A 9,960-nucleotide genomic window follows, 5' to 3' on the forward strand; every position below is an offset into this window, starting at 1 on the left:
CATCCCCCCGCCGCCGGCCCGGCAGCGGGACAGCGAGACCTTGCTGCAGGCCGCGCGTTAGCCCTTCTGCCGTGCGGGCCGCGCAGGCAGTTTCAGCACAATGGTGGGCCTCAACGACAAAGGTCCGCCATGTCTGAAAGCGCCATGTTTGCCGGCGGCCCGGCCAATCGGTCCATGCCGGACGCTGCGGTGATGCCAGTGCTGCTCTACCCGGACGTCCCGGCCGCCGCGCAGTGGCTGTGCCAGGCTTTCGGGTTCGCCGAGCGCTTGCGCATTGGCAGCCACCGGGTGCAACTGCAGGTGGGTGATGGCGCGATCGTCGTGGCACAGGCCGCGCGGCCGGACCTGGCGCCGGCCGGCTTCGGGCACTCGGTGATGGTCCGGGTGCGGGATGCCCACCGGCACTGCGCCGCCGCGCGCGCGGCAGGCGCCGTCATCATTGGCGAGCCCACCGACCAGCCCTATGGCGAGCGCCAGTATTCGGCGCTCGACCCCGCAGGCCACGCCTGGACCTTCTCCCAGTCCTTGCGCGACGTGGACCCTGCGAGCTGGGGCGGCGAGCTGGTCAGCGCTGCGAGCTGATCAACGCGCCCCTTTGCCTCAGGGCTTGGCGGCGTCCACGCTGGCCTGCGTGAAGGTCGGGTAGCCGGACGGCTTGTAGGTGTTGAGGTTGCCGAGGAAGTTGCTGTCCTTCAGCGGGATGGTGGCCGAGCCGTAGTCGAAGCTGTTGAGCTTGCTGCGCATCGTGGCGTTGTCGATGCCGTCGCCGTGCAGTTCGTACCAGCTGGTGATGGTGGGCGTGACGAACTGGCCGTAGGGGTTCTCGGCCGGCTCGGTGGCGCTGGCAAAGCGCATCGCATGGGTCAGGCCGCCATCCTTGTGATAGATGATCTTCACATGGTTGCCCTGCATCGCGATCTCGGCGACCGGCTTGTTGTAGAGGTCGCCGTGGGCGCTGTAGCCGCCGTGGGTGACGATGCCGTTCGTCGTCCAGACGGCCGCGTGTTCCCAGTCGTGGCGGTGGCCGCCACCGAGTGCGGTGGTCTGGTCCTTCTCGAAGTACAGCGCGTAGAAGTGGCCGCAGTAGGTGTTGCCGCCGGTGGTGAGGCAGGCGTGGCGGTGCAGCGTGTTCGAGCTGTCCAGGAAGTTGCTGGAGCGGCAGTTGCCGGTGATGCTGCCGGTGGGCTTGAGGCCACCGTTCTGCACGCCGGCGCGGCTGATGCCAGCGCTGGGCAGGCAGCCGTCGGTGTCGAAGTCGAACACCGGGTAGGTGGCCAGCACGTTCTCGGTGCTGGGCAGGGCTTCGTCGAGCTTGGCGAAGTCATCGGCCAGCGCGGCCTGCGCGAGCACGAACAAGGGGGCGAGGCACAGCGCGGCCCAGGGGCGATTCGTGGACATGGAAAGTCTCCCAACGGTGGATGTGAAGGGGCACCGGCCATCGTGCACGGCCGGGCTCGACGCGATGTCGGAGCCCAGCCAGTGTCCTGAGCCGGTTTGAAACTCACGTGACGGTTGGTTGACGGTGCCGGACCGCCTGCGCCGCGAACATCAGCGCGCGGCGAGTCCCTTGGCACGCACGGCCGCCACCTCGCGTTCCGAGACGGCGCTGGCCCGGTTGCCCCAGCCCTGGCGCAGGAAGGTGGCCAGCGTGGCCAGTTCGCTGTCGCTCAGGCGCTGCGCGAAGCTGGGCATGACCAGCACCGATGGGGCTTTGTCGGTGGACGGGGTGCGGGCGCCGGCCAGGATCACCTGGATCAGCCCGTGCGGGTTCTTTGCGTTGATCACGGTGGCGCCGTCCAGCTGCGGGAAGATGCGCGTGGCGCCCTGGCCGGTGACGAAGTGGCAGGCGGCGCAGTTGTCCAGGTACAGCCGCTCGCCTAGGCTCAGGTCTTTCGCGGCGGTGAGCTTCTGGATGGTCTCGGCCTTGCCTTGCGGCGTGACGCCGGCGGCCTTGTCCGGCCCCGGCGGCAGGGCCTTCAGGTAGGCCGCGATGGCCTGCAGGTCCGGGTCCTGCAGGTAGGCGGTGCTGTGCTGCACGACCTGGGTCATCTCGCCGGCGACGGCGGCGCTTCGGTTGCGGCCGGTCTGCAGGTAGTCGACGATGTCCTGGCTGTTCCAGCGCGGCATGCCACGCAGCGAGGGCGTGGGCCAGCCGTTGAGCTCGCCGCCGGCCAGGAAGGCGGTGTCCGCGCTGCCGCTGGCCTTCTCGTTCATCGCGAAACCGCGCGGCGTGTGGCAGCTGCTGCAATGACCCAGGCCTTCGACCAGGTAGGCTCCGAGCTTGACCTGCTCGTTCCAGTCCGGCTGCGGCTGGAAGGACTTGCCGGAGAGGAACAGGAAGTTCCACAGCGACATGCCCCAGCGCAGGTTGAACGGGAAGGCCATGTTGGTGGCCGGCGGCACCGCGCTGCTGGGCTTCACGCCGTTCATGAAGTAGGCGTAGAGGGCGTGCGTGTCGGCGTCCGAGACCTTGGCGTAGTTCGGGTACGGCATCGCAGGGTAGAGGTGCGTGCCGTCGGCCCGCAGGCCCTTGCGCATGGCGTCGGCAAACTGCTGCTCGGTGTAGTTGCCGATGCCGTGCTGCTTGTCGGGCGTGATGTTGGTCGAGTAGATGACGCCGTGGCCGCTGTCGATCGCCAGGCCGCCGCTGAAGGCCGGTTTGCCCGGCGCGCTGTGGCAGGCCACGCAGTCGCCCACGCGGGCCAGGTACTCGCCGCGCTTGACCAGGGCCGGGTCGACTTCGGCCTGCGCAGTCTGCAGGGCCGCCAGGCACAGCGCGGCCGCGCCGATGAGCCGCGGAAGGAAGGTGTTCTGGTTCTTCATGCTCATGCCTGCACCAACGGCCCGGGGTTCTTCAGGTACTGCTTCTTGATGGCCTCGGCGGCGAACAGCGTGATGGCGCCGATGGTGGCCGTCGGATTGGCCTGGAAGTTCTGCGGGAAGGCGTTGCCGCCTGGCACGAAGACGTTGTGCACGTCCCAGGACTGCAGGTAGCGGTTCAGCGCCGAGTCCCGGGGCGAGGTGCCCATGATCGCGCCGCCCACGTTGTGGGTGGAGACGTACTTGGTGATGTCCCAGTGCGAATCCAGCGCCAGGAAGTTCTCGGACAGCGCGTCCGGCTTCATCTCCTTGGCGATCTTCAGCACGATCTCGCGCAGGTAGCGCTGCAGCTTCAGCTCGTTCTGGCGCCAGTCGAAGGTCATGCGCAGCAGCGGCATGCCCCAGGGGTCCTTGTAGGTCGGGTCCAGGTCCAGGAAGTGGCCGCGGTAGGACATGCAGGTGGTCGTGATGCCGATGGTCATCGAGCGGCCATACCAGTCCATCATGGCCTCCTTCCAGCCCTTGCCCCAGCCGGGCGTGCCGGGCGGCAGCGCGGTGCCGATGGGCGCGCCGGTGGACTGCGAGCTGTGGATCTTGGCGCCGCCGATGAAGCCCTGTTTCGGGCCGTCCTCGAAGTTGCCGGGCGAGATGTCGTTGAACATCTCGCCGGTGGCACCGGCGGTGGCAAACGGATTGAAGTGCTTGTCCTTGAAGAACAGCGTGGCGTTGCCGTTGCTGAGGAAGGCGTAGTTGCGGCCGATGGTGCCGGTCTCGCTCACCGGGTCGTAGGGCTTGCCGATGCCCGAGAGCAGCATCAGCCGCACGTTGGCGAACTGGAAGCTGGCAAGGATGACGATCTTCGCCGGCTGGAAGACCTCGCGCTTTTGCTCGTCGATGTAGGTCACGCCACGCGCGGTCTTCTTGTCCTCGTGCAGGTCCACGCGGATGACGTTGGCGTTGACCCGGTAGTCGAAGTTGGGCAGGCGCTTGAGCACGTCCAGCACGGCCGTCTGCGGGGAGGCCTTGGAGGCGTTCAGGCAGGGGTACTTGCTGCAGTAGCCGCAGTAGTTGCAAGGCGCGATCTGCGCGCCATAGGGGTTGGTCCAGGGCTGCGAGACATTGGCCGAGGGGTTGGGGAAGGGGTGGTAGCCCATGCCGCGCGCCGTCTCGGCGAACATCGAGCAGTTCAGCGTGTCCTGCAGCGCCGGCAGCGGATAGGGGTTGGAGCGCGGGCCCTCGAAGGGGTCGCCGCCTGGCTGGACCTGGCCCTTCAGGTTGCCGGTGGTGCCGGACAGGCCGCAGACCTTGTCGAAGAAGTCGTAGTGCGGCTCGATTTCTTCCCACGTGAACGGGAAGTCCTTGATGCGCATTTCCGGGTCCAGGCTGCCACGCTTGTAGGCCTGGTCGGCATAGGTCTTGAGCTTCAGGTCGGTGGGCGTGGGGCGGATCAGCACGCCCGTCCAGTGCAGGCCCGAGCCACCCACGCCGGTGCCGGGCGCGAAGGCGCCCCACTTGCGCGTGGGCAGCGCCGTCTGCGTGGTGTCGTAGCGCACCGTCAGCGCGGCATCGCGCGGCGTGGCGAAGACCTTGTTGCGCGTGGCGTAGGCGTACTGGTCAGCCGGCTTGGGATAGGCAAAGTCCTCGGGCGGGCGATCCGGGCCGCGCTCCAGCGCGCGGACCTTCAGGCCTTCCTTCGCGAGTTCGATGGCCATGAGCGAGCCGGCCCAGCCAAGGCCGACGATGACGACGTCGACTTCGTCGTTGGTGATTTGGGGCATGGGGTTGGGGGTATGTGACAGCCTGCGGGCGCTGCCTGGGAATGACGATGAAGGCGGGCGGCGGAAGGCGGGTCAGGCGCGCTTGCCGCTGACGCTCACGGGACCCAGCGGGTAGGGCACGTTGTGCTGGTCCACCCATTCGACGTACTGACCGCGCGCGCCGGGGAAGCCAATGGCGACCCAGGCCAACATGTCCTTGTTGCCGCCGTACATCGGGTCCGCCAGGTAGCCGTTCTTGGTGTCGTCCAGCAGCTGGCCGAAGAACTGCGAGGCCTTCAGCACCGGCTCGCCGAGCGCGGCAAAGTCCACGCCGTTTTTCTGCAGCGCGGTGAGCAGCGCGTCGCGCGCCTTGGCGTCCAGCTGCTCGAAGGGCTTGCCGTGCTGGGCCTGGCTGTGCTGCTGGGCCAGCTTGATGCCGATGCGGTAGACGTCCTGCGGCGCGTACGGCAGCTGGAAGCCCAGCGTGGCGACCGCATCGTTCTTGTACGGCCCCTGCAGGTAGATGTCGGCCCCCAGGCCGGTCTGCAACTGCTGGTCGATGAAGACCGGCACGTTGGTCTCGATCGCGCCCGGGCCCTTGCCCTCGGCCGGGATCAGCCGGTCACAGGCGGCGAGGATGAACTGCCACTCGGCAGCGGAGAAGAACACCGGCTTGTACTGGCTCAGCGAGGTGGCTTCCAGGCCTTCGGCTCGGGCGCCGTACAGCGGGATGGCGGCGACGGGCACTGCAGCGGCCGAGGCCATCAACACGGTCCGGCGGGTGGGCTTGAATGGGGTGGACATGGGCGGCGATAAGGCGAGTCCAGCCGGCGTGCTGCCGGTGTCCTGGCCCGCCAGCCGAACCCTGTTGTTCGGCGAGTTGTACGATAACTCTCTCGCCGAAATGACTCAGGGTTTCCACTTAACCCTGAGCAAAGTTGTCAGGCTTCGGTGATTCGCCAGGTTGCCGCCAACGGCCTGGGGATAGGGTGATTTTCATAGCTAAATGTGAACCGGTTTCGGCTGCCGATGCTGCTGTCAATCGGCCATGCGAGAGGCTTCTGAGGCATCCATCGGGAGGGCTTCAGACCAGGTCCATTGGGTTTGGTGTGTGCGTTTTCGGCCATGTTGTACGATGACTTGGGTGATGGGTCGCGAGGCGCCCGGCATGAAAAAGGCCCGGTGGGCGAACCCACCGGGCCTGTGCGGCGTCAGCCTGGTCGGCTTACCAGCCGATGTCCTTCAGCAGTTCCAGCGTCAGGTCCTTCGGGGCCGAGACCTTGAAGGTCGGCAGGTCGTCGTTGATCGCCGGTTCCATCAGCAGGTTGCGCGTCGCCGAGGTGTCCCAGTGCGAGACGGACGAGCCGCCCTGGAACGGGTTGGGCGTGAACAGCATGACCCGGCCGGCCGCGTCGGCACCGGCGTAGCGGGTCTTGTCGATGCCCAGCACCGCGGTGATCTTGTCGGTGGCCAGCACGTTGCCGGTCAGCGCGGTCTTCAGCGTGGCGCCGTCGGCCTGGGTGATCATGACCGAAGGAATGACCACCGTGTCATCGCTGCCCGGCAGGCCGGTGGGCGGGCCGCCGGCCACGTTGTTGACGACGATCACGCCGATGGCGCCTGCGTCCTGCGCGTTCTTCACCTTGACGGAGAAGTTGCAGGTGCCGCGGTCCAGCAGTGCCACCCTGCCGGCCACCAGCGCAGCATTGGCCGAGCTCAGCGGGTCGCAGGCCAGGCCGATCACGCCGTCTGCCTGGTCGATGACACGCGCCATGCCGCCCTTGAGCACCGTGCTGCTCAGCGGCGGGCCAAACGCGGCCGGGCCGACCTGGTAGACACCGGCCACGTCCGGGAACTGCTTGGACTTGACCGTCAGCATCGGCGTGCCCTTCTTGAGCACCGAAGGCATGTCCGCGACGACGTTCGCACCGGTCCACACCAGCCCGCGCGGGTTGATGGCCGACGCGCGGCGCTCGGCAGCGCTCATCTCCAGCCAGGTCTTGCCGGCGGTGTTGTCGAACATCATGCTTTCCCACACGGTGGGGTAGCGCGTGCCGTCGGTGTCGCGGGGTTGCAGGCCGGTGCTGCCATTGGTCGGCGTGGCGAAGCCCAGGCCGTGGCCCACCTCGTGGGTCAGCACGACGGCGAAGTCGATGCTGCCGGCCGGCGCATTGCCGTCCAGGCCCAGGTACCAGGGCGTGCCTTCCAGGCAGTTGGCCTTGCCCAGGTTGACGTTGAAGCTGGAACTGATCTCGGGCTTGGCGCCGTCGTCCAGGTCGACCTGGGCCAGGGTGTTGGCCAGGGCCGCTGGGTACCAGGTGCCGGTCTTGGGCGCGTTCGGGAAGTCGTGCCAGGAGGTCACGGCGCCCGCCTGGCCGAGCACGGCCTGCGACGCGTTGCAGTCCAGCGCCGGCCAGTTGGCCGAGATCTGGATCACCGGGCCCGCCGGCAGCTGCTTGCCCCAGACGGAGGCGACCTTCTTGTACACGTTCATGCGCTGTTCGCCGAGCGTGCTGCCTTCGTTGCCACCCACAGGTGCGACGGCGGTCTTGTCATTGAAGCCGACACCGGGCGAGTCGGTGTTCAGGATCTCGATCGTGGCGCCCCAGGCCGTGAAGGCGGCCAGGGAGGCAGCCAGGGCCACCAGGCTGCGGCCGGGCATGCGAATGCCGCTCATTTCAGGCTCCCTTCGGTGTGGACCGGGTGTTCGTGCACATCGGCGGCGTCGTCGCCGTCGACGCAGTCGGTCGCCAGCTTGCCATTGGCGCCGATGGCCGCGCGCGAATACGACATGTGCTCCGGGCCCATGACGATGCCGCGCGCACCGGTGGTGCGGGACACGATGCCTTGCAGCACGGTTTCGGCGCGCGGTGCCTTGGCGGCGGTGGCGGCAGCGGCGCCCAGCGCGTCGGCCTCGGAGGGCGTCAGCGGGCGGATGCGCTTGGTGACGGGGTCGATGCTGACGCGCAGGCCGTCGGTGGACGACGCGGACGCGGGCGCCGCGGGAATGTCGCTGTCGGCATGGGCGGATGTGCCCAGGCCAACGCTGATCACGGACGCGCTGATCAGCGTCCAGATCGACATGGTGAATAAGGAGGACATGAAAGGGACTCCAGGGAAGAAACGAAAGTTGAGTCTATTTTCGGATTCCCCTGTAATCAATCGTTAACCCTCAGAAACCTGCCTTCAAGTTTGGGGGGATAGCGTTGTCCCCAAGGAAATGAACCTCATAGGTGCACAAATGGCGAAAGATGGGCGAAATCGGGGAGGGGAATGCCCAACTCCGTGCAATATGGAACCGATCCCATATGCGAGCTAGGGGGTTTGGCGAGGCTGCTGCGGCTTGGATATGGAACCGATTCCATATTCAAGCCAAAAAAAGGGTGGCCAGGGCCACCCTTTGAAAACATGGCGTGTACAGCCATGCATCCCAAACTCGATGCTGGTGCTCAGGCCTGCGTGTAGGCCGTCTTGACCACGGTATAGAACTCCGCCGCGTAGCGGCCTTGCTCGCGCGGGCCGTAGCTGCTGCTCTTGCGGCCGCCGAAGGGCACGTGGTAGTCCACGCCGGCGGTTGGCAGGTTGACCATCACCATGCCGGCTTGCGCGTGGCGCTTGAAGTGCGTGGCGTGCTTCAGGCTGGTGGTGGCGATGCCGCTTGCCAGGCCGAAGGGCGTGTCGTTGGCCAGGTGCAGGGCTTCGTCGTAGCCCTTGGCGCGGATCACGCTGACGACCGGGCCGAAGACTTCCTCGGTGTTGATGCGCATGGCCGCGGCGGTTTCGGTGAACAGGGCCGGCTGCATGTAGTAGCCCGGCGCGCCTTCGGCATTCGTCGGCATGGCCGCGCCGCCCCAGGCCAGCTTGGCACCTTCGGACTGGGCAATGCCCACGTATTCCAGGTCTTGCGCGAGCTGGCGGTCGTCCACCACCGGGCCGATGTCGGTGCCGGCGGTGCGGGCGTCGCCCACCTTCAGCGTCTTCAGCTTGGCGACCATGGCTTCGACGAAGCGGTCATGGATGCCTTCGGTGACGATCAGGCGCGACGAGGCGGTGCAGCGCTGGCCGGTGGAGAAGAAGCCGGAGTTGATCGCGGCGCCCACGGCCACGTTCAGGTCCGCATCGTCCAACACCACGAACGGGTTCTTGCCGCCCATTTCCAACTGGAACTTGGCGCCGCGGCTCACGCAGGCCTGGGCCACCTTCTGGCCGGTGGGCACCGAGCCGGTGAAGCTGATGCCGGCAATGCGCGGGTCTTCCAGCAGCACGGCACCGACTTCGCTGCCGCGGCCCATCACCAGGTTGAACACGCCGGCCGGAATGCCCGAGCGGCTGATGATGTCCGACAAGGCCCAGGCCGAGCCCGGCACGACTTCGGCCGGCTTGAAGACCACGCAGTTGCCGTAGGCCAGCGCCGGGGCGATCTTCCAGGCGGGAATCGCGATGGGGAAGTTCCAAGGCGTGATCAGGCCGATCACGCCCAGCGGTTCGCGGGTGATTTCCACGCCGACGCCAGGGCGCACCGAAGGCATCATTTCGCCGCCCGGGCGCAGGGCCTCGCCGGCGAAGAACTTGAAGATGGCGCCAGCGCGGGCGACTTCGCCGACGGCTTCGGGCAGGGTCTTGCCTTCTTCGCGCGCCAACAGGTCGCCCAGTTCGGCCTTGCGGGCAATGATCTCGCTGCCGATGAAGTCCAGCGCGTCAAAGCGCTGCTGCGGCGTGCTGAGGCTCCAGGCCGGGTACGCGGCCGCAGCGGCGGCCACGGCTTCTTCGGCCTGCGCGCGGCTGGCCACCGTGTAGTCGCCAATCGTGTCGCGGGTGTCCGACGGGTTGATGTTCTGGTAGGCGCGCACGCCTTCGGTCCAGGCGCCGGCAATCAGGTTGAGTTTCATGGTGTGAGACCTCGTGGAGTGTTTGGGATGGGTGGAATCGGACGCAGCGAAAACCGTCAGGCCCGCGGCGCTTCGCTGACCAGCGGCTTGCCGGCCTGGAAGGCCGCGATGTTGTCGAGCACACGCTGCGCCATGGCCTGCCGGGTTTCTTCGGTCGCGCTGGCGATGTGCGGCAACAGCACCACGTTGTCCAGCTTCAGCAGCGCCTCGGGCACCTGCGGCTCGTTGGCGAACACGTCCAGCCCGGCGCCGGCAATGCGCTTGTCCCGCAGCGCGGCGACGAGTGCGTCTTCGTCGATCACCGAGCCGCGGGCAACGTTGATGACAAAGCCGCGCGGGCCCAGCGCGTTCAGCACCTCGGCGTTGACCAGGTGCTGGGTGGACGGGCCGCCTGCGGTGATGACGACCAGGTAGTCGCACCAGCGCGCAAGCTCCAGCAGCGAGGACTCGTGGGCCCACGGCAGGCCTTCGACCGGCCGGCGCGTGTGGTAGCG

General features: G+C 67.3%; 9 protein-coding genes. 1 reads left to right on the plus strand and 8 read right to left on the minus strand.

From position 1 onward, the window contains the following. The first annotated feature begins 129 nt into the window (after window positions 1-129). Window positions 130-582, plus strand: a complete 453-nt coding sequence (locus tag FKP22_RS11695) for a VOC family protein (RefSeq protein WP_231011067.1) — start codon at window positions 130-132, stop codon at window positions 580-582. A gap of 18 nt (window positions 583-600) precedes the next feature. Here the strand turns inward: FKP22_RS11695 and FKP22_RS11700 are convergent, their stop codons facing one another. From FKP22_RS11700 to FKP22_RS11735, 8 genes are all read right to left on the minus strand, one after another. Continuing rightward, the gene (locus tag FKP22_RS11700) at window positions 601-1,398 is read right to left on the minus strand and encodes an NPP1 family protein (protein WP_141287673.1); all 798 of its coding nucleotides are present in this window, start codon (window positions 1,396-1,398) and stop codon (window positions 601-603) included. A gap of 150 nt (window positions 1,399-1,548) precedes the next feature. Then, window positions 1,549-2,823, minus strand: coding sequence for a c-type cytochrome (locus tag FKP22_RS11705; protein ID WP_141287674.1), 1,275 nt, complete (start codon window positions 2,821-2,823; stop codon window positions 1,549-1,551). Window positions 2,824-2,825: 2 nt separating this feature from the next. Next, complete coding sequence (locus FKP22_RS11710) at window positions 2,826-4,598, minus strand: GMC family oxidoreductase (RefSeq protein ID WP_141287675.1); 1,773 nt, start codon at window positions 4,596-4,598, stop codon at window positions 2,826-2,828. Between the two features lie 72 nt (window positions 4,599-4,670). After that, window positions 4,671-5,381 (minus strand): gluconate 2-dehydrogenase subunit 3 family protein, encoded by a 711-nt coding sequence (locus tag FKP22_RS11715; protein ID WP_141287676.1) that lies wholly within the window; start codon window positions 5,379-5,381, stop codon window positions 4,671-4,673. Window positions 5,382-5,802: 421 nt separating this feature from the next. Next, complete coding sequence (locus FKP22_RS34365) at window positions 5,803-7,254, minus strand: PA domain-containing protein (protein WP_310733323.1); 1,452 nt, start codon at window positions 7,252-7,254, stop codon at window positions 5,803-5,805. Continuing rightward, window positions 7,251-7,679 (minus strand): post-PEP-CTERM-1 domain-containing protein, encoded by a 429-nt coding sequence (locus FKP22_RS11725; protein WP_141287677.1) that lies wholly within the window; start codon window positions 7,677-7,679, stop codon window positions 7,251-7,253. Before FKP22_RS11725 ends, FKP22_RS34365 begins: the two co-directional genes overlap by 4 nt. Window positions 7,680-8,026: 347 nt before the next feature. Continuing rightward, entirely contained in the window at window positions 8,027-9,466 is a 1,440-nt protein-coding gene (locus FKP22_RS11730) for an aldehyde dehydrogenase family protein (protein WP_141287678.1), read from the minus strand. A gap of 56 nt (window positions 9,467-9,522) precedes the next feature. After that, the coding region (locus FKP22_RS11735) for an NAD(P)-dependent oxidoreductase (RefSeq protein WP_310733324.1) at window positions 9,523-9,960 on the minus strand (438 nt) is incomplete at its 5' end.

Source organism: Ideonella azotifigens, assembly GCF_006519715.1.
Taxonomy (GTDB): domain Bacteria; phylum Pseudomonadota; class Gammaproteobacteria; order Burkholderiales; family Burkholderiaceae_C; genus Ideonella; species Ideonella azotifigens.

What these genes read in the sequence shown, in the direction of transcription:
- FKP22_RS11695 (WP_231011067.1), top strand. Translation starts at nt 130, where the DNA reads ATGTCTGAAAGCGCCATGTTTGCCGGCGGCCCGGCCAATCGGTCCATG.
- FKP22_RS11700 (WP_141287673.1), bottom strand. Translation starts at nt 1,398, where the DNA reads ATGTCCACGAATCGCCCCTGGGCCGCGCTGTGCCTCGCCCCCTTGTTC.
- FKP22_RS11705 (WP_141287674.1), bottom strand. Translation starts at nt 2,823, where the DNA reads ATGAAGAACCAGAACACCTTCCTTCCGCGGCTCATCGGCGCGGCCGCG.
- FKP22_RS11710 (WP_141287675.1), bottom strand. Translation starts at nt 4,598, where the DNA reads ATGCCCCAAATCACCAACGACGAAGTCGACGTCGTCATCGTCGGCCTT.
- FKP22_RS11715 (WP_141287676.1), bottom strand. Translation starts at nt 5,381, where the DNA reads ATGTCCACCCCATTCAAGCCCACCCGCCGGACCGTGTTGATGGCCTCG.
- FKP22_RS34365 (WP_310733323.1), bottom strand. Translation starts at nt 7,254, where the DNA reads ATGAGCGGCATTCGCATGCCCGGCCGCAGCCTGGTGGCCCTGGCTGCC.
- FKP22_RS11725 (WP_141287677.1), bottom strand. Translation starts at nt 7,679, where the DNA reads ATGTCCTCCTTATTCACCATGTCGATCTGGACGCTGATCAGCGCGTCC.
- FKP22_RS11730 (WP_141287678.1), bottom strand. Translation starts at nt 9,466, where the DNA reads ATGAAACTCAACCTGATTGCCGGCGCCTGGACCGAAGGCGTGCGCGCC.